Here is a 19614-nt window from a genome sequence, read left to right as displayed (position 1 = left end):
ACCAATTCAAAAAAAATCCTGATACACAGAAATCTTTCGTAAGGGTCTAGCAATGCTAAACCCTTACTCATGTATTTGTATATTAAAGTGAAATGGTATCAGCATCAGAATGTTGCTATGCATCTTAAAAATCACGAATTACGAATTAATATTTAGATCCTCCTAGTCTCTTTACAAAAAGTACTAGAGAGGATCTAAAGGTTCGACGCATCAGGAAGATACACATAAACGCGGAGAATGCAGATTTCCCCGCGTCTTTTCTCTTCTTCAAAGACTACTAAACTGTCGGGGTCAATGATTGTACTCTTGATTCCGATTGCCAGTCTAATGGGTTCCAAACTCTGTCTTCTAGTGCCATTTGCTCAATTAAACTGGCCAATTTGAGGGCTTTAAGAGCTTGCTCACCACCTACGGAGGGTTGATTGCCTCCGTGGACACAGTTGACAAAATGTTCTAATTCTGCACTCAAAGGTTGAATATTACTGGTATAAACTTTTTCAATTAATCCATCTTGCTTGTAAAATACTTGTCGGTGATCGCTTAGAGAATTAGCTGTGGTTTGTCGGTGAATCAAAATTTCATTTTTAAGAAAGTCTGCTTCAGTAAATGAGTTTTTGCAATGGGCGACGACACGCCGAATTTTGCGGTGAGTGACTTTACTGGCAGTTAAAGTGGCAACAATACCGTTGGCAAATCCCAAGGTGGCAGTTACGTAATCTAAATAACCAGAGTCTAGGGCACGAGTACCGCTAGCAGTTAACTTTACTACTGGAGAGGCGGCTAGTTCCAAAAGTAGGTCAATGTCATGGATCATTAAATCCAGCACTACTGAAACATCGTTTGCTCGATCTGAGTAAGGACTCATGCGGTGAGCTTCTAGCGCCAATAATTCCTCTGTTTTGAGTACTTTGCTCAATTCTCTAAATGCCGGATTGAAACGCTCAATATGACCTACTTGCAGGATGCATTGAGACTCGGCCGCGGCATTGACTAAGGATTCTGCTTCCGAAATACTAGCAGCGATCGGTTTTTCAATCAAAACGTGAACCCCCCCCAATAGACAATTAATGCCTACGGCGTAATGCAGACGGGTAGGAACGGCGACGCAAACTGCTTCTACATGGGGTAGCAGATCGCAGTAATCTTCAAAAAAACGTACCTTGTACTTGCTTGCGGTTTCTATCCCCCGTTCGACATTGATATCAGCTACTCCGACTAGTTCAACATCCTTCATTGAACTGAGTACGCGAGTATGATGTTGTCCCATGTTACCCACCCCAATCACGCCTATGCGGATTGGTCGTGGCTGGTTGCGCTGTGTGTATAGATTCGGTTCTGCCACTGACATGCTATCTTGCACTATTATTCTCTCCTCAACCACCAAATTTAGAGACGCTACGGCCGTTGGCGTTTATACAGAAATGCCACCTACGATCCGTCTAAAACCATCCAGATGGTAACATAGAGGTTCTGTTTATGAAGAATTTCAAAGTTTATAATCAGTTCCCGTAATCTAGCTGTCTTTTGTACAGACAGTTCAAAAACGATCCGTTTTTACACTTTATACAAAAAGTAGTATGTATTTTTATTAAATTTTAAAACTGAGTTTTGCATTTGGGGCGTGATTAGCGATTTTTAAGTTCAAACGGTGCAACCGAGATGAAAGCTGTAATTCTGTTGTCTGGGGGGCTAGACTCCTCCACAATTTTGTATCAAGCGAAGGTAGATCAATGTGAGTGTCACGCTATTTCCTTTGATTATCAGCAGCGACACCGACGAGAGTTACAGTCTGCCCTCCTTGTCGCTCAGCAAGCTGGAGTAGTACAACATCAAGTGGTTAGCTTTGATTTAAGACAATGGGGTGGTTCAGCACTGACGGACGATGCTATAGATTTACCACAAGAGCGTTCTCTAGATGAGATGTCTCAAAATATTCCTGTCACCTATGTCCCGGCGCGTAATACCATTTTTTTGAGCTTTGCTCTTGGTTATGCGGAGGCGATCGCAGCTGAGTGCGTTTATATTGGGGTTAATGCCTTAGATTACTCTGGATATCCTGATTGTCGTCTTGATTATATCCAGGCAATGCAAGAAGTTTTTCGTCTAGGAACTAAACAAGGGCGTGAGGGGAAACCGATTACTATTGTTGCACCCTTGATCGATTTGAAAAAGACCGAAATTATTCGCTTAGGCAACGATTTGGGAGTTCCTTGGGAACTTACTTGGTCTTGCTATGCTGGCGGTGATGTAGCTTGTGGCGTATGTGATGCTTGTCGCTTACGGCTTGCGGCTTTTACTGAATTGGGGCTTGTTGATCCACTACCATATGCTTCCCATGGGTTTGATTGACGCGGGGAAAGATTTCGGGCCGAGAGATTGATGTTTATTAAAAAGGTTTTGTAACTGACTAAGTGTGAAATATTACAGTTATTAATGGTAGAAAGGCTAAAAGGAAGCGATTCCAAGACAGCCAATTCAATTTGGGGGCTGGTTCTGGCGGTGTCAAGAGAGCTTCTACTCTTTGTTCTAAGCGATCGCCAATACCACCAGAACCCAACGCAGCACAGCAAATTTCTGATAATACGGGGGTTGTACTGACTACTAAAAGGAGTGATTCTGCTAATACTAAAGGGTCTACTTGGGATGCAGCATAACTATCAGCACGGAGTTCGCGCAAAACTAATAATTCTTGCCACAAAGGCTCTGTATTTGGCAACCAGGCTGTGCAGGAACGCACCCAACCCAACCAAAAAAACCAGAATGTATCCCTGTAGTGATAGTGCCCTTGCTCGTGTGCTAAGACGCTTTCTACATGAGCAGGTGAGAGAGTTTTGAGCAATCCCTGGCTCATTACTAGTTCGGGTTGCCAAAAACCGATTTGACCTGCAAACAACGCTGTGGTTTGCAATAAGCGGACTTTTTGCTCTCCAAGACTAACTAGGGGACAATTACGAGCCGAATTTACAGATTGCCAGCCTTGTAGGGCAAGTTTGACGCATAAAATGGCAAAAATTCCTAAATAAATTAGCGCTAGCAAATAGCTAAAGTAGCCTGTATACATTCCACCCATTTTGCCTTGGGTTCCCATGCTCAATACAGCGATCGCTGTCATGAAGATGAGCAAGGGCGGGAAAAGAAATAAAAATAGAGTTCGTCGCCACCGTAAAGTCCAATTACCTTGTGGTTCCCTCCAAGAATATCTCAACCACCAAGCAACTGCTAAAGCAATCAAAATCATGACCAGATGCATTATTTTTCCTCCCTGGCTTGGCGTGCAGCTTGAACACGTTTGGCGATCGCTGCTATTTGTTCGCTGGCTGCATCATCTAAACTGTCGGCAAAAGCGGCGATGACGTCAGGGTTGCCGACTGCGAGAAATCGCTGCAACTGCTCGTGTGCTTTGATGACATCGGCTTGCTGTTTGCTTAATAATGGTCGCCAATAAAATGCTCGCTCTTTTTTGTCGCAGACTAACCAACCTTTATCGGTGAGGCGTCGCAAAACTGTGGTGACAGAAGTATAAGCCAATTCTCGATTGGGATCGCTCAGAATGCGATCGTGTACATCCTTGACTGTGGCTGAACCAAGTTCCCAGATAATATTTAAAATTTCCGCCTCCAAGGGGCCTACAGACAGTTGTTTAGGGCGGTAGTCGGGTAAAGGTGCCATGTTGATTTGGGGCTAGGGGCTAGGGGGGCTAGGGATTAAGCCAGATGCGGGTGCAGGAGAGTAAATAATTACGAATTACGAATTACCCATTTCCTTTTAGATTACAAGATATGCCGCAAGTCTGAAAGCGAGATGATGAGCTTGTATAGTATTGGGGTATTAAATGTGCTACATCGTGCATTTCGATGCTAAAAAATTTTCTAGCTTTAACTGTGACCTTTGTTAGTGTCACCAACTAGGTAGAATGTTATTTGCGGAAGTATTTAGAGCAGGTGTATCCAGCGCGTGAAGCTATTTGTATACCACACTCCGGAATCGACTCCAAATGATCAAGTGCCAGAATGTGCGATCGCAGTTGATGTATTGCGAGCTACTAGCACAATAGCCACTGTCTTAGCGGCTGGAGGCGAAGCTGTGCAAGTCTTCAGTGACTTAGATCAACTAATCGAAGTTAGCGAAACATGGCCCTCAGAAAAACGACTGCGGGCAGGAGAACGCGGTGGCGCGAAAGTGGCTGGTTTTGAGTTGGGTAACTCTCCTCTCGATTGCACGCCAGAACTTGTGCAGGGACGTCGTTTGTTCATTAGTACTACTAATGGTACTCGTGCCTTACAACGGGTACAAGACTCTCCCAATGTATTAGCGGCAGCTTTGATCAATCGAGCGGCAATAGTGCAATATCTCTTAGACAAGCAACCAGAGATAGTATGGATTGTCGGTTCAGGTTGGGAAGGCAGTTTCTCTTTAGAAGATACAGTTTGTGCAGGCGCGATCGCTCATAGTATTGTGCAGCACACTCAGTTACCACCAGAAAAATTAGCTGGCAATGATGAAGTAATTAGCGCGATCGCTCTTTACTCTCAATGGCAAAATAACTTGTTGGAATTATTTCACCAAGCTAGTCATGGTCAGCGACTTTTGCGTCTTGATTGTCAAGCCGACCTAAAATATTGTTCTCAAACCGATATTTTAGATGTTTTGCCTATACAAAGAGAAATGGGAGTTTTAAAAAGTCAAAAGATTAATTCGTAAGTTGTAGTTCGTAATTAATGATACAAATTTTGTAGTGGACTGACTCGACTAAATATAGTGCAATAAAAAAGGTTCGTAGTTCTTCTTTAGTAACTTCTTAAACATAAATCTAATGCACAAATTTAGTTTTGTTACGCCACTACCAGATTAAAGTTCAGATAAATTACGGATTATTTTGTATACATAAATCGCTCAGCATTTGCCTAAGTCTTTCCCGCCAATGGGGGGGATAAGTTGCTAGCAGTGCTGAAATTTTCTCACGGGCTAGGACAGAATAAGCAGGGCGACTGGCTGGTGTGGGATATTGGGCGGTGGTGATGGGTACAATCCGTTCAATTTTTAGGGGTAAGCCTAATTGTTGGGCTTCTTCAAAGATGGTAACGGCAAAGTCGTACCAGCTAGCGACGCCACTATTTGTGTAATGATAGATACCGCTAATTTCTAGGGTTAGCTGGGGAATCAGTTGGGCGATCGCATTGGCTATGTCTTTTGCCCAAGTGGGACTACCAATTTGATCGGCAACGACGCGAATTTCTTGACGTTCTGCACCCACTCGCAGCATGGTTTTGACAAAGTTGCTTTTGCCAAATATGCCATAAACCCAGGCGGTGCGGAGGATGAGGTGATGGGTGCAAGTTTCTTGAATTGCTAGTTCACCTGCAAGTTTGGTTTTGCCATAAACACTTAGAGGATTAGTATCATCGGTTTCTTGGTAGGGGGTGTAGGCTTTGCCATCAAAAACATAATCGGTGGAAATATGAATCAAAAATGCTCCGAGTTTTTGCGCTTGTTGGGCGAGAATTAGTGGTGCGGTGGCATTGATGGCTGTGGCTAGTTCAGGTTCGCTTTCTGCTTTGTCTACTGCGGTATAAGCAGCAGCATTGATGATAATTTGCGGTTGGTGGCGGTTGATGACGCTACGGAGAGTATCGGGTTGGGTTAGGTCTATGGTAGGACGTGCCACTGAGATCAGATTGCCGTAGGGTGTGAGGATTTTTTGCAGTTCTTGCCCTACTTGACCATTACTACCAATTAGCAGAATTGATTTATCCATTCTGATTTCTTGCACGAATATTTGAAGATCAAGGAGTTGTATTTTCACGCAGAGGCGCAGAGACGCAGAGAGTAATAAGAGTTTTCCGGTTTTACAGAACTTTTTAACAGAAAATAATGTGATTTTTAACACAAGGATGTCATGGAAATTCCTCCCCCCACTCCCTACTCCTTACTCCCCACTCCCCATTTCTTAATCAAATATTTCAGCATGTTTTAAAGGTGTGCCGGCTTGGTCTTTTGCTGATAAGATTGGTGGCGCATTCAAAGGCCAATCTATGCTTATATCTGGATCGTTCCACAAGATTGTGCGATCGCCTTGAGGCGCATAGTAATCTGTTGTTTTGTAGAGAACTTCCGCTATTTCTGAGAGTACAAGAAAACCATGAGCAAAACCTGGTGGTATCCACAGTAAGCGTTTGTTTTCGGCGCTGAGTTGATAACCTACCCATTTGCCAAAGGTGGGTGAATTTTTTCTAATATCTACGGCGACATCAAAGATATTGCCGACAATGACGCGAACGAGTTTACCTTGGGGTTGTACGATTTGGTAATGCAATCCACGTAGAACGTTCTGCTGAGAACAAGAGTGGTTATCTTGCACAAAATTAGTAATAATACCAGTTGTTTCTGTAAACTTTTGTTGATTATAGGCTTCAAAAAAGAAGCCACGGCTGTCGGTAAATACTTGGGGTTCAAGTTGAATAACTTCAGGTATTCTGGTGTGTACGATACTCATCAATAAGATTGCTGTATATTTCACAAGTAGGAGGATAGCACTTTGACGGTAGCTTTTCCGGTTTTTTCCAGCTAAAGTTTTGGGAGTGAGTAATGCTTTAAAAAGTAAATCATGTCAGTTCAATTTGACAGTCATCACCTATCAGGAATCGTAAAGCTTTTGGTCTACGGGGTGCTAAAGTTAGTTGGGCCCGTTGTCCAATGACACTATCAATAATCCGTTGATGAATTCGAGCGATTTTAGCACCTTCTAAAACCATACTATGTTCTAAATCAGAATCGATGAGTGTGACATGATTGGCAATACTACTGTAAGGGCCAATAAAGCAGTTTTCTAAATAACAATCGCTACCAATGATGACTGGGCCGCGAATTGTGCAGTTAGTTACTTTAGATCTCGCCCCGATTTGCACTCGCCCAATAATCTGACTTTGAGTATCGATTTCACCATCAATTGTGGTTGATAAATAAGTATCGAGAATCAAACGATTTGCTTCTAGTAGGTCATCTTTTTTACCAGTATCTAACCACCAACCTTGAAGTTCATAAGCTAAGACTTGTTTTTGTTGGTCAATCAAGTGTTGAATAGCGTCGGTAATTTCTAATTCGCCTCTAGCGGAGGGTTGGATATTGGCGATCGCATCAAAAATAACATGAGAAAAGAAATAAACTCCAACTAAAGCCAAATTGGAAGGGGGAATTTTCGGTTTTTCAATTAACTGAAACACTTGCCCTGTATCATCTACCCTAGCAACACCAAAAGCGCTAGGATTAGCGACTTGACGCAATAGGATTAAAGCTTCTGGCTGTTGTTGGATAAATTGTTGCAGAAAGTAATTTAAATCACCTAGTTGAATTAAATTATCACCCAAGTACATGACAAAAGGAGAGTCTGCCAAAAAAGGACGGGCAACTTGAACAGCGTGAGCAAGTCCGGCGGGCTGGTGTTGTAAGATGTAGGTGATTTTAGCACCAAAATATCCTCCATCTCCTGTTTTTGCCTGCACTTCTGCCCCTGTTTCTGGGTTGATAATAATGCCGATATCGGTAATGCCGGCTGCTACCATCTCTTCAATGCCGTACCATAAAACAGGTTTGTTAGCAACTGGTACGAGTTGTTTGGCTCCACTGTGGGTTAGGGGACGTAGACGTGTACCTTTACCACCTGAGAGAATTAATGCTTTCATAAGTATTTGTCATTAGTCATTGGTCACTAGTCATTTTGAAATCTTTGTTTGCGTCCTCCTGCCTAGCCTTCGGCAACCCCTGCCTGATTCAACGGTAATATTCTACATGTAGCGGGATAACACTTCAGCGGTGGCTTGTCCAGTTTTTGCCCAACTGAATTGTTGACAGTGAATAATTCCCTGGTGAGAAAGGCGCGATCGCAATGCCGAATCAGTTGCGATTGCTTGCATTGCCTCTGTAATTTCTCTGGTGTTGTAAGGATTGATGAAAATTGCTGCGTTCCCCGCTATTTCTGGTAGAGAGGAGAGATTGGAAGTAATTACCGGGGTACCACAAGCCATTGCTTCGAGGACGGGTAAACCAAAGCCTTCCCAGAGACTTGGGAAGACAAGAGCGATAGCTTGATTGATGATTTTTGGCAATTCTTGATCAGGAACATAGTTCAGGAATTTTACTTGATCGGTTATGCCGAGTTGGGCAATTTGCGCTGTTAAAGTTGGTGTGTAACGGCGATCGCTCGGCCCTGCTAACCAAAGTTCGTAGTCTTTGCAGTTAGATAATCCAGCAAAGGCAGTAATTAAACGGTGCAAATTTTTGTGAGGATTATGCCTTCCTAAATATAGAAAATAATTTTGCCTTGGCACATCTAAAAAACGAAAATTTTCGCTGTCATATCCTAGTGAAATTGCAGTTAATTTTTCTTTAGGAACTTCCAAAAAGTTGCTTAAATCCGCAGCCGTTGCCTGAGAATTACAGATAACATGTTTTGCTTGTTGAATGACAGCACGAATATAATAAATACAATAAAGTCGCTGCGTTATAGAAAACCATTGTGGAAACCTTAAAGGAATTAAATCATGAACAGTGATCACATAAGCACATGAAGAAAATAAAGGAGCCTCCGGTATAGGAGAAAATAGTAACGTAGACTTAACGTTTTGATAAATATTTGGTAGGTAAAATTGAGTCCACAGCAAGCGCTTTAAATGCCCTTTCATGCCAAAATCAGTTGTCATGTCCGATGGTGAATCATGACATTTAATTCCAGAGATTTGCCTTGGACTTAATACCTCAACATCTAACTCTTTTAGCTCTTTCAATAAATTCAAACTATAACTTAACCAACCTGTTGGTTGAGTTGGAGCAAAAGATAAATTTGCTAAGATAGGCATAATAAAATCATTGTTTGATTAACTTAGATATTTAATTACGAATTACGAATTATTTAAACTTTAGATTTATTCGATGTAAATAATAAAGTAATAATTTTTAGACTATTGAGATTAGCTGTAGTTACAAATTCACCAAAAAACTTATAAAAAAGATATATACGTAATATAAATTGTTCCCACAAAGGGCGATGCTTTTGATAATAATAAATCTGGCTACGTCTATATTCAATAGCCATTGCATTCGCAACCTTTTGAACTGAATACCCGTGCAAATGAATCAAAGATACATCAGGAGTATAGATAATTTTATATCCTTGATATTGCGCTCTTTGGCATAAATCTGATTCTTCAAAATACATAAAAAACTTCTCATCAAACCCACCTAATTTATCAAATAGCTTTGAGCGAATTAAAAAAGCAGCCCCGACAACAATATCTACTTCTTGAATTTCTTTAAATCTTTGCTCAATCAAAAATTTTTCAGACTTATTCAAATAATCTTGATGCATCTTACGAGCTTTATATTCACCTTTAATTCCTAACGCAGGTGAAGCAGAAATTTGTAAACTCCCATCTCGATTAAGCAATTTTGGCCCGATAATTCCTATTTGTGGGTCTGCTTGCATCAACTCAATTAAATGAGGTAGAATATTACTAGTAAGTACAGTGTCAGTATTTAAAAAAAATAAAAATTCTCCCCTAGCAAGTTTTGCACCTGCATTGTTTCCTGCGCCAAAACCACGATTTTCAGCTTGTCTAACTAAACGTATTTCAGGGAATTTTTCTGGAATTAATTCCACACTACCATCACTAGAGGCATTGTCTACAATAATAATTTCGTAGCTAGGTATATCTATAAATTTTTCTATAGAGTTTAAACAATCTGGTAAAATCTCTGCTCCATTATAGTTAACTAAAATAATTGATACTGAGATGGGTTGTTGGTTCATTTGTTTTGAATATTGCTTTTGCTTGCTTAAAATTTTGGAAAAAAATTTAAGATATAGTTTAACAATTGTTGAACATCGAATATAATTTTAAAAATTAAAATTCGCATTGCTATACCTTCAGAACGATATCCGGTTTTTAAACTTTGATAACAAAGCCTAAGAATACCTAAACCAAAATCTAAGTGGCGATCGTCAAAGGGATTATACCAGGTTGAATTTAATTGTTGGTAAAATCTAGCTTGAAATGCTTTACTCAAATTACTATGAATTAAATAGCTTTTACCTGTGATGCGACATTTTTTCTTAAACCACAGCATTAGTTCAGTATAAAAATTACCCGCATTTTGCATTGTTCCTACTGCATTGGAAGTATGGAGCCTATAGCGAACTAACGGTTGACGAATATGTTTAATCTTACCTTTTTGAATAGCAACCAATGCTACCCACCAGTCATGATGCCAACCAATTTCATTTTGTTGGGGAAAGGGTAGAATATCGGTAATGAGAGAACTACAAAATAACGACGAACAGCCGGTAACGACGTTGCGAAGTAACAATAATTCCACCGTAGCTTTTTCAGGTTGGCGTCCTTCAAAATCCCAAGTAGAATGATTAATAGTTTGGTCGTGACTGTCGATAAGTTCCAAATCAGAATGAACTAATAGCGCGTGTTCAAAGCGTAAAGTCTTGAGCAATACTTCTAGCTTTTCTGCAATCCAAATATCATCTTGATCGCAAAAAGCGATCGCTGTAATTTTAGGGTCTTGAATACAGTATTGTAAACCCCTTTCAAAATTATAGTAATGTTTGAGATTATTGCTATGAAAATGACAAATAAACCGTGAATCATTTTCGACATTTTTTTTAATTGCAGCTTGATATTCAACTTGGGAGCAGTCATCAACAATATGACAAATCCAATTTTGCCAAGTTTGATTTTTAATTGACTGAATCTGTTTTTGGAAATATTCAAGCTGAGGATTATAGGTTGCTAAAACAATCCCAATTTTTTCTTGTTTTTGCATTCACTTAAGCTAGATTTCTCAGTTTTCAATTGCTATGTTTTGTTATTCTATAATTTATTGATTAAAAACCGAGCTAAAGCATAAATTTTTATCATATTTTTTTGCCAAAATTGCGGAATACGCTGGTTATTGATCATATTATTAATATTTTTCATTGCGTGAGGAGGAACAAATTCCAGCTTATCTTTGTAAAATATAGAGGCAGGTAATTCTCTAGGGTCAATAATCTGATGTTTTAACTGATAAATTAGGGAAGGTCTGACCCAACCTTTGGCAACTTCTTCTCTCACAAATTTTTCACTAATAAAGCCTTCTTGAATAGCATTTAACATTTCCTGACACCATAGCCATCCTAAATTATTTTGTGTAGTTAACCAAGGTTGAGTCGGTATATCAGTGTAATGAGTTAGCGCTGTCTTTCCTGCTGTATAATGCTCTAAATCATTCCATTTAGTGGGAATAACGGCGGCTATTTTCTCAGCTGGGGCCATTTCTAAAATAAATTGTTCATATGTCCATCTTCCCCGTTCCAATTCTTGTACCAACTCTGTCACATTCCACTGCAATTGTTCACAGTTAATCACCATGACACTGAATTGTGGCGGTCTTCCAGAATCTTTTGGCTCATAAACAGAGAGTAATTCTGCTCCATTAAATGGTAATAACCACAACTCTTTTATATCTTGGAAAACTTGCATATCAGAGTCGAGATAAATTGCTCTACCGTGATAATTTTTAAGTGCAGGAATGGCAAATCTTTGGAAGCTAAAGGGAGTTTTGGGCTTAAGCTTTGGATTTTGAGGTTCAGGAATATTTATACCTGCTTGGTGTATTGCTGTGAACAGAGGCGTGACTGTCACCGCCATTGATGCATATTTCTTAATTGAATATTCTAAAACTTTGACGGCTAACATTTGCTCTTGTTGAGTGCCAACAAATATTTGTATGGGACTTTCAACAGCTAATGAAACACAGTCTTTCTCCTCCACCATCCCTAAACCTCGAATTTAGTCAAGTTTTATAGCAATCCTATTTAATTACGAATTACGAATTATTTAATCCTTACTAGCTATCAAAAGAACACGAGGGCCATTACGCTCATTTCTGTGTTCTATAATCTCTACTTTTCTAAATCCTGTTTCGTTTAATAAGGAGACTATATCATCCAATTTTAACCATTTAGCTAATTCATACATGCCGGAAAATACGTCGTTATATCCTCCTTCTTGCGAACGTTTATAATAATATTTTTTACTATTCACTTCATACGTTTCTGTGGCATCTTGATCAAGAGCATAATGAGTATCTAACATTACACCTTGACGAATATATTTTCCTAAATCGAGTAAATGTTGAACTGGATCTTTCAAGTGATAGAGAACTCCAACGTGATGCATAACATCTGTTTTTAGTAAATCTTGATAATTTTGACAATCTTCTTCAATATTTAATTTAAAAATAGTAGGATGTAACCCGAATAGGGAACAGCGAACGATTGTTTTAACTACGTTTTCAATTCTGGCATCGAATGCTGTCACTTGCTGGGCAAGTTTTGCTAGAGCAATTGTATGAATACCTTCAAAGCAGCCAATTTCTAAGACATGTTTATCTGCTAAATTAAAGTATTCATTCATTAATAATATTCTTTTGTCAGGAATGATTTGGGGGGTGTTGCGTTTGTTGTGTCCAGCTTGATTACCAAATCGTCTACCATGACTGTCAATTACAAAACAGTTCCATTGCAATATATCGTTTAATTCTTGTAAATCTTGATCGCTTAAACAGTCTATAAATTTAATTTCATTTTGATGTTGATTAAAACCACTCAAGGGTAATTCATGCTGGATATTTAATCTTTTTTGATTAATTAATGAGTGGCGAGATTTTAACCACAAAGTTAGTTTTTCAGCAAGCGATCGCATATTTCTCTGACTGCTCCTTGTCCACCAGCTAGTTCTGTAATATATATGGCATGAGCTTTATTTGCAGACATGGCATCTGCTACTGTTAAGGGACAGCCTACCATTTGCAAGATGGGTATATCATTCAAATCATCGCCCATATATGCCACTTGTTCTAAACTAATATTGAGCTTTTGACACAGGTTTTCTAATACTGATAATTTGTTTTCGACACCGATAAATGTATAGTTAATTCCTAACTTTTTAGCGCGATGCAGTACTGATGTCGAGGTGCTGGCGGTGATAATAGCCACGTCTATTCCTGCTTGCATTAATAATTTTAGTCCTAGACCATCTTTAACGTTAAATTTTTTCAATTCTTCACCAGCATCGGTATAGTAAAGACCACCATCTGTCAGCACACCGTCGACATCCAAAGCTAAAAGTTTGACTTGAGAGAAACGCGATCGCAATTCTAATTCAGATACATTGATCATTGCTAGAAAACAGGAGTAGCCGCAGCTAAACTATTGTGAATATGCAAAACTGGTTTGAGAACTTCTTCTAGCTGGGCGAGGGGAACCATATTCGGCCCGTCACTCAGCGCCACATCTGGATTTTCGTGAACTTCCATAAATAGTGCATCGATACCAACAGCCGCAGCAGCCCTGGCAAGGTAGGGAACGAACTCTCGCTGTCCGCCAGATTTATCGCCTTGCCCCCCTGGCATTTGTACACTGTGGGTGGCATCAAACACAACAGGATAGCCTAATTGCCGCATTTGTGGTAAAGAGCGAAAATCAACAACCAAAGCATTGTACCCAAAACTGGTTCCCCGTTCCGTCAACAAGATGTTTTTTGCACCGGCTGACTCTAGCTTGCCAACTACAGATTTCATATCCCAAGGTGCGAGAAATTGACCTTTTTTAACATTGACGACTCGGCCTGTAGCGGCGGCGGCGATGAGTAAGTCTGTTTGGCGACAAAGGAAAGCGGGAATTTGTAGAACATCAGCTACTTCTGCCACAATTGCCGCCTGTTGGCTTTCATGAATATCTGTGAGGACAGGGACGCCAACTTCTTGCTTGACTCGTTGGAGAATTTCTAAGCCAGTTTCTAAGGCCTGACCCCGGAATGAGTTGATAGAGGTGCGATTGGCTTTATCAAATGAGGACTTGAAGATAAAGCCAATATCAAGGCGATCGCAAACTTGGCGAATTTTTTCAGCCATCTTTAAGGTAAAATCTTCTGATTCGATCACGCAGGGGCCACCAATCAAAGTCAGAGGATAACCATCACCGATACATAGACTTTCGGTAATTTGAGTTATGTGCATTAGCAATCAGTGAGGGAATGTAATTACAGCAAATTGCAGGTAAATCAGGTACAAGTTTTAAGAACAAAGTCATATGACAAAAGACTTTCAACCCTGTTAAGAGTTCCCTGCTGTATATTTAGACTTTGATTATTGTATGACAATCTTTGATTTTTCATTAACTCACAGCCATGAAATTAAATAGCATTAAAAATAAAATTTACTCATTGTCTACAAAATTAGGACTGATTAACAAAAAAGTAAACTCACCAACCACGGATACAGAACTTTCGGGAGTATACCAAAACCTGCGAAGAAAGTATATTCGAGAAATTGATGCCAGTTTGACTGCTGTATTCCAGCGCTATCCAATAGACGGCCCTGTTTGTCATGTCGGCTCGAAATTATATAGTGGTGATGCAGTGGCAGTTGACGACTTTCGATCACTTTTCTCAAATTTTCACAATCGCGAAGTTGTTGGTATTGATATCGAAGCAGGGAACAATGTTGATATTGTGGCTGATCTTTGCTCTGCAAATGTATTTGATCAGCATCCAGAATTAAAAGATAAGTTTGGTTTTATACTGTGTTCTGCACTTTTAGAACATGTCAAAAACCCATTCTCTACTGCACAAAATATAGAACAACTTCTCAATCATCATGGTTATATTTGGTATAGTGGCCCTTGGGTATGGGGCTATCATGCTTATCCTGATGATTATTGGCGGTTCAGTGCTAAAGCATTAGAAATTTTGTTTCCCAAAGTTGAATGGTTAGAATGGTATTATCAGGGAACAAAAAAGAATAAAGGATTAGTAATTAAAGACCTAAATATTGAGCGCAAATGCTTCGTTTTTACAGAAGTTGACGGAGTAGGCCAGTTAATTTCTGATCGTGGTATGCCTTATATGAATGTGACTGCTATTGGCAGGAAAAAAGCATCACAAGCATAACCCTAAATTTAACAAAAACCTGTTCTCTTTCATCTATTAACTAGCAATTGTGCTTGCACCAAATCTTCTGGTGTATTGACTTCAATTACTGATGTTTCAGTTAAACAAACTTGAATTGAATATCCGTGTTCGATAACCCGCAGCTGTTCCAAGGCTTCACACTGTTCTAAGGGAGTCGGTGTCAGCTTGGCATATTCTGCCAAAAAATCACGCCGAAAGGCATACAAACCAAGATGATGAAATACTGGTGCGGGTACTGAATTGCGGAAATAGGGAATAGGAGAACGAGAAAAGTATATAGCACGATTGTGGCGATCACATAGTACCTTGACAACATTCGCATCCGTATAACCTGTTTTGTGATCCAAAGGACAGGCTAAGGTTGTCATATCTGGCAGTTTCGTATCGGTGCTGAGGTAAGGTGTGACTAGCTGCGTCAACATTTCTGGCTTGACAAAAGGTTGATCTCCTTGGACATTGGCGACTGCGACGGCTTGAGGGTAACGTGTGGCGACTTCCGCAACTCTATCTGTACCTGAGAGATGACTACTGCTAGTCATTTCTACTGTGCCACCAAATTTTTCGACACATTCAGCCACCAATTCGCTATCCGTAGCTACGACGACTTTGCTGAATAAGGGACATTTTAAAGCAGCTTCGTAAACCCACTGTACCATCGGGCGATCGCCAATCATCACTAAAGGTTTACCAGGGAAGCGTTGAGAAGCGTAACGGGCGGGAATTACGGCAAGAATATCGATCATAAACCGCTCCTAAAAATGTCATGAAGTCTAATCAACCCCAGACAGATACCTCGTTCATTCACTACCGGCATCACAGAAATTTGCGAGGGGCGGTTTTCCATGAGTTGCAGTGCCTCATACGCTAAACAGTCTGAGGAAACTGTAATTGGATTCTTAGTCATAATCGCATTACTAGCAATACTTTCCAACTTGGTAGGGTCGATTTTTTGGAAAGTTCGCCGCAAGTCGCCATCAGTGATAATTCCTAGTAAGTAGCCGAAGTCATCTACAACGTTGACTGCACCCAAGCCACCTTGACTGATGGCTGTAATGACTTCCAACCATGTTGCCGTGGGTGAAATGGTGGGATTTTCCGCACCACTGTGCATGATATCAGCGACTTTCAAAGTCAGACGTTTTCCCAAACGCCCAGCGGGGTGATTGAGGGCAAAATCTGCTTCTGTTAAGCCTTTGACTTGCATTAGCGTCATCGCGATCGCATCTCCAATCGCTAATGCTACAGTGGTGCTAGTTGTGGGTGCTAAATTCAGGGGACACGCTTCTTTGTCTACCGAAGCATCGAGGACAACATCAGCATTCCGCGCCAGCGTAGAATTAACGTTACCCAATATGGCAATGATGGGAACTTGGCGATGTTTAAGATGAGGCAACATTGCCACTAGTTCGTCTGTTTCTCCACTATTGCTTAAAGCTATAGCCACATCTTTGGTAGAGACAATTCCTAAATCACCGTGCAAAGCATCCGCCGGATGTAGATAAACCGCAACAGTTCCAGTACTGCTTAAAGTAGCAGCAATTTTACGACCAACAATACCTGATTTGCCGATACCAATAATTACAACTTTTCCCTCACAGCTGGACAATAAATAAATGGTCTTTTCAATTTGCTCAGATTCTAAGCGAATTGCTGCCTTTGTGATTGATTCTGCTTCTAGTCTGAGCAAACCAACTACTTTTGAATGGTAATTACCCCCTGTTGTCATTAATTTAGATCTAATATCTTTAAACATTATTTGGTTGAAGTTATTGACTTTTGTTATTTATGAGCTTTTGCGGAAGATGATTTGATCACCACCCCAAGGATAAGCAAATCGTTCTTTTCGCTCTATTACGAAACCATGAGCAACTATCTTATCTACAACATTTTCTAACTTTTCCCACCAGAAACTTTCATATTCTCCAGGTTCTCGGCCATGTTCATCTTGTGTTCCAGCAACAATTTCTGCTATGAATACACCACCTGGTTTGAGTACGCGGAAAATTTCGGAAATTACCTGATCCAAATCAAAAACATGATCGAGTGAATTGGTAAAAACATAATCAACAGATGCATCAGCAAATTGTAAATGATGAAAATCACCATAAACTACATAAGGGTTATTTTCTCCTGGATTGAGGTCGATACCAATAGCGAAACATCCTAAATCGATGAAAGCTTTGCACTCAGTACCGATACGTGCTGCCAAACACAGTACATTATCTCCGCGTTGAAACATATGCAACGCTAAGAGCCTTTCTCCTAATGCAGCTCGATAGTTGCGATCGTAAGTTGTGAGGTTAATTTTACCCAGCTTTGAACGCTGATGTTCTATGTACTCTTCATAGTCTATATAAACCCGACGACTAAATAATGCTTCGCTTTGTATCCACTGAAAAGGTTCGGTGACACTGGGTTCTGTAAAATTTTCAGGTTTTTGCTTGTCCACTTGTTCTTTAGTAGAGCTAGTAGATATTTTTCTTGACTTTCCTATAAGTTTTTTTAAAAAATTTGGCATAAGTTATAAAAATTGTAGACAGTTTTATTTAACTAATACTTAACAATAAAAGTTTTAGTATAATTTGTCCGCTCTCTTCCAAAACGCAGGTGAAACAATTTTTCTGGACGCTTGGACATAAATTTATCTACGGCTTTAGATGCCATAGAATATTCTACTGAATGGTAATCGTCAAAGAAAATAATCCCTCCCTGTTCCATCCGGGGATAAAAGAACTCTAAACACTCTAAATGCGGTTCATAAAGGTCACAATCTATATTTACAAAAAAATACTTTTTATTTGGTAGTTCTTTCAAAGTTTCATTAAATAAACCCGGTACTAATGTGATGTATTTTGTTAAATTTTTGGCATCAATTCTACTTTGTACATCTTGAATAGAAGTGTCTGTAAATAACACATCGGCTTTTTGCAACACATTTTCAGATGCATAAAGTTTATCAACTTCTGAAAGGGCAGGCAATCCAGTAAATGTATCTAAACCATAAATATGTATAGGTAATTTATATTGCCTAGCTATTTCAGCACAAGCAATTAAGCTATGACCCATATATACACCACATTCGGCAGCTAAATAATCAGGATTAGAAAATATTAATGAGGCAAAATTACGCAGATTTATAGCTAAAGGGTTTTTCGTACCTTGGTTGCTGTATAGACTAGCTACTGCGTTTCTAAAGATGTGTAGCAGAGGTATTCGCTCTGCATATATCTCTTCGTAGGGGAAATCGTGCGGAAAAGGATTACTGGAATTAATTTTCTGAGACATTTTTAAATAGAAATGTTTTTATAATACTAAATTTGTTCAATACCCCAACTGCGGGGTTGATAGTACTTACATAAATTCATATTTTTATTTCTCTTTACCTCAAATCTAAAAGAGTCCACAATATCATAGACATGAAAAGGACGCCTATTAATATTAATTTTCATCACATATAAACCTGGTCTCAATCCACAATACGGCATCATCATTTTGATTTCATTGTCACCAGGCAGTATTACTAAAGGCTGTTTGTCCTTTTCACTATTAATACTCAGAATCGAGTCTTCTTCTCCATTAATTTCCCTGATAATCAGACTGACAATTGCGTTTTCTACTATTGTAGAAGATTTGCAATTGATACACAAAGAGACTGGTTTACCACTGTCGAGTGCTTTGAGAGTATTACCTTGTTCGTCTTTGAATGTAATGGCAGTAATATGAAGTTCTTCCGAACTTGCAGCACTTTCAACCTGATTTGTGATTAACACTTTAGATATATCAGAGCCAATCATAAGTAAATCTTCTTCGTATTTACTCATGACTAACTCGGTTGCACCATGAATAACTGTTTTACCTTTTGCTAAGTAAAGGGTGGTATTACATATATTTAATATGGCATTGGAACTATGGGAAACTAAAACAAATGATGTCCCATTCTCTCTTAATTGATTTAACTTGCGATAGCATTTGGTTCTAAATCTCGCATCGCCAACAGCTAAAACTTCATCAATTAAGAGGATATCGGGTCTGGTGTAAATAGCACAAGCAAAACCAAGTCTAGCTCGCATCCCAGAACTGTAAGTTCTGACAGGGGCATCAATAGCATCCCACACTTCAGCAAAATCAACTACTTCATGAAATATCTCGTTGATTTCTTTACGAGAAAGCCCCAAGATACACATATTCACATATACATTTTCTCGACCACTTAGTAAAGGATTGAAGCCTGCACCAAGAGCTATGAGAGCAGCTATTTTACCCTTAATTCTCACCGAACCAGTATCTGGCTTAATCAAACCACTAATAATTCTTAAAAGAGTCGTTTTGCCACTGCCGTTAACTCCGATTAAGCCTAGAGATTCACCACGCTTTAAATCAATACTGACGTTATCGAGTGCCCAAAATTCTCCTTTGCGTAAGGTATTACTAGCTCTGGGAGCGCCAATTACTTCTGCAACAATATCCTTTAGTCCATAGAGATAAGCCTGTTTAAGATTCCGGCAAAATTTCTTAGATACATTTTGGATGGAAAGAATATTATCTCTCTCATCTGAAAGTGAGATTAAACTATTTTCAGATACGCCGCTATTCATAC

General features: G+C 39.6%; 21 protein-coding genes. 3 read left to right on the top strand and 18 right to left on the bottom strand.

Annotation, left to right across the window (positions count from 1 at the left end):
* Window positions 1-277: 277 nt before the first annotated feature.
* On the bottom strand, window positions 278-1360 hold the full coding sequence (locus AC5JMF_RS29525; protein ID WP_495799263.1) for a Gfo/Idh/MocA family oxidoreductase: 1083 nt from the start codon (window positions 1358-1360) through the stop codon (window positions 278-280).
* A 299-nt stretch (window positions 1361-1659) separates the two neighbouring features.
* On the opposite strand from AC5JMF_RS29525, the gene queC reads away from it, so the two are divergent.
* A complete protein-coding gene (queC, locus tag AC5JMF_RS29520; RefSeq protein WP_495799262.1) occupies window positions 1660-2349 on the top strand; it encodes a 7-cyano-7-deazaguanine synthase QueC in 690 nt (229 codons plus the stop codon).
* 58 nt (window positions 2350-2407) lie between these two features.
* On the opposite strand, the gene AC5JMF_RS29515 is transcribed toward queC, so the two are convergent.
* On the bottom strand, window positions 2408-3250 hold the full coding sequence (locus AC5JMF_RS29515) for a M56 family metallopeptidase (protein ID WP_495799261.1): 843 nt from the start codon (window positions 3248-3250) through the stop codon (window positions 2408-2410).
* Window positions 3250-3669: a BlaI/MecI/CopY family transcriptional regulator gene (locus tag AC5JMF_RS29510; protein WP_495799260.1), complete on the bottom strand. Its 420-nt coding sequence runs from the start codon at window positions 3667-3669 to the stop codon at window positions 3250-3252. The genes AC5JMF_RS29515 and AC5JMF_RS29510 overlap by 1 nt, the downstream gene beginning before the upstream one ends.
* A 285-nt stretch (window positions 3670-3954) precedes the next feature.
* Here AC5JMF_RS29510 and AC5JMF_RS29505 point away from each other — a divergent pair, with 285 nt between their 5' ends.
* The gene (locus tag AC5JMF_RS29505; protein ID WP_495799259.1) at window positions 3955-4701 is read left to right on the top strand and encodes a 2-phosphosulfolactate phosphatase family protein; all 747 of its coding nucleotides are present in this window, start codon (window positions 3955-3957) and stop codon (window positions 4699-4701) included.
* A gap of 163 nt (window positions 4702-4864) precedes the next feature.
* Here the strand turns inward: AC5JMF_RS29505 and rfbD are convergent, their stop codons facing one another.
* From rfbD to kdsA, 10 genes are all read right to left on the bottom strand, one after another.
* A complete protein-coding gene (rfbD, locus tag AC5JMF_RS29500; protein ID WP_495799258.1) occupies window positions 4865-5755 on the bottom strand; it encodes a dTDP-4-dehydrorhamnose reductase in 891 nt (296 codons plus the stop codon).
* Window positions 5756-5947: 192 nt separating this feature from the next.
* Window positions 5948-6493, bottom strand: a complete 546-nt coding sequence (gene rfbC / locus AC5JMF_RS29495; RefSeq protein WP_495799257.1) for a dTDP-4-dehydrorhamnose 3,5-epimerase — start codon at window positions 6491-6493, stop codon at window positions 5948-5950.
* Between the two features lie 109 nt (window positions 6494-6602).
* Entirely contained in the window at window positions 6603-7679 is a 1077-nt protein-coding gene (locus tag AC5JMF_RS29490; protein WP_495799256.1) for a glucose-1-phosphate thymidylyltransferase, read from the bottom strand.
* Window positions 7680-7781: 102 nt separating this feature from the next.
* Complete coding sequence (locus AC5JMF_RS29485; protein WP_495799255.1) at window positions 7782-8852, bottom strand: glycosyltransferase family 4 protein; 1071 nt, start codon at window positions 8850-8852, stop codon at window positions 7782-7784.
* 53 nt (window positions 8853-8905) lie between these two features.
* Window positions 8906-9802 (bottom strand): glycosyltransferase family 2 protein, encoded by an 897-nt coding sequence (locus AC5JMF_RS29480; RefSeq protein ID WP_495799254.1) that lies wholly within the window; start codon window positions 9800-9802, stop codon window positions 8906-8908.
* A 26-nt stretch (window positions 9803-9828) separates the two neighbouring features.
* A complete protein-coding gene (locus AC5JMF_RS29475) occupies window positions 9829-10827 on the bottom strand; it encodes a glycosyltransferase (RefSeq protein ID WP_495799253.1) in 999 nt (332 codons plus the stop codon).
* Between the two features lie 47 nt (window positions 10828-10874).
* Entirely contained in the window at window positions 10875-11819 is a 945-nt protein-coding gene (locus AC5JMF_RS29470; protein WP_495799252.1) for a glycosyltransferase, read from the bottom strand.
* A gap of 63 nt (window positions 11820-11882) precedes the next feature.
* Window positions 11883-12749, bottom strand: a complete 867-nt coding sequence (locus tag AC5JMF_RS29465) for a class I SAM-dependent methyltransferase (protein ID WP_495799251.1) — start codon at window positions 12747-12749, stop codon at window positions 11883-11885.
* On the bottom strand, window positions 12725-13225 hold the full coding sequence (locus AC5JMF_RS29460; protein ID WP_495799250.1) for a KdsC family phosphatase: 501 nt from the start codon (window positions 13223-13225) through the stop codon (window positions 12725-12727). Before AC5JMF_RS29460 ends, AC5JMF_RS29465 begins: the two co-directional genes overlap by 25 nt.
* Window positions 13226-13227: 2 nt before the next feature.
* A complete protein-coding gene (gene kdsA / locus AC5JMF_RS29455) occupies window positions 13228-14064 on the bottom strand; it encodes a 3-deoxy-8-phosphooctulonate synthase (RefSeq protein ID WP_495799249.1) in 837 nt (278 codons plus the stop codon).
* 170 nt (window positions 14065-14234) lie between these two features.
* On the opposite strand from kdsA, the gene AC5JMF_RS29450 reads away from it, so the two are divergent.
* Entirely contained in the window at window positions 14235-14996 is a 762-nt protein-coding gene (locus AC5JMF_RS29450; protein WP_495799248.1) for a class I SAM-dependent methyltransferase, read from the top strand.
* A gap of 29 nt (window positions 14997-15025) precedes the next feature.
* Here the strand turns inward: AC5JMF_RS29450 and kdsB are convergent, their stop codons facing one another.
* Genes kdsB through AC5JMF_RS29425 form a run of 5 tightly spaced genes read right to left on the bottom strand, consistent with a single transcriptional unit; the run spans window position 15026 to window position 19612 of the window.
* Window positions 15026-15760 carry a 3-deoxy-manno-octulosonate cytidylyltransferase gene (gene kdsB, locus AC5JMF_RS29445; protein WP_495799247.1) on the bottom strand — a complete coding sequence of 245 codons (735 nt, stop codon included), beginning with the start codon at window positions 15758-15760 and terminating at the stop codon, window positions 15026-15028.
* Window positions 15757-16743: a KpsF/GutQ family sugar-phosphate isomerase gene (locus AC5JMF_RS29440; protein WP_495799246.1), complete on the bottom strand. Its 987-nt coding sequence runs from the start codon at window positions 16741-16743 to the stop codon at window positions 15757-15759. The genes kdsB and AC5JMF_RS29440 overlap by 4 nt, the downstream gene beginning before the upstream one ends.
* Window positions 16744-16800: 57 nt before the next feature.
* On the bottom strand, window positions 16801-17535 hold the full coding sequence (locus AC5JMF_RS29435) for a class I SAM-dependent methyltransferase (RefSeq protein ID WP_495799245.1): 735 nt from the start codon (window positions 17533-17535) through the stop codon (window positions 16801-16803).
* A gap of 32 nt (window positions 17536-17567) precedes the next feature.
* A complete protein-coding gene (locus AC5JMF_RS29430) occupies window positions 17568-18302 on the bottom strand; it encodes a TylF/MycF/NovP-related O-methyltransferase (protein ID WP_495799244.1) in 735 nt (244 codons plus the stop codon).
* Window positions 18303-18328: 26 nt separating this feature from the next.
* Window positions 18329-19612 (bottom strand): ABC transporter ATP-binding protein, encoded by a 1284-nt coding sequence (locus tag AC5JMF_RS29425; protein WP_495799243.1) that lies wholly within the window; start codon window positions 19610-19612, stop codon window positions 18329-18331.
* Window positions 19613-19614: the final 2 nt, after the last annotated feature.

The organism is Desmonostoc vinosum (assembly GCF_059505385.1).
This window is presented reverse-complemented; position numbering and strand designations above follow the sequence as displayed.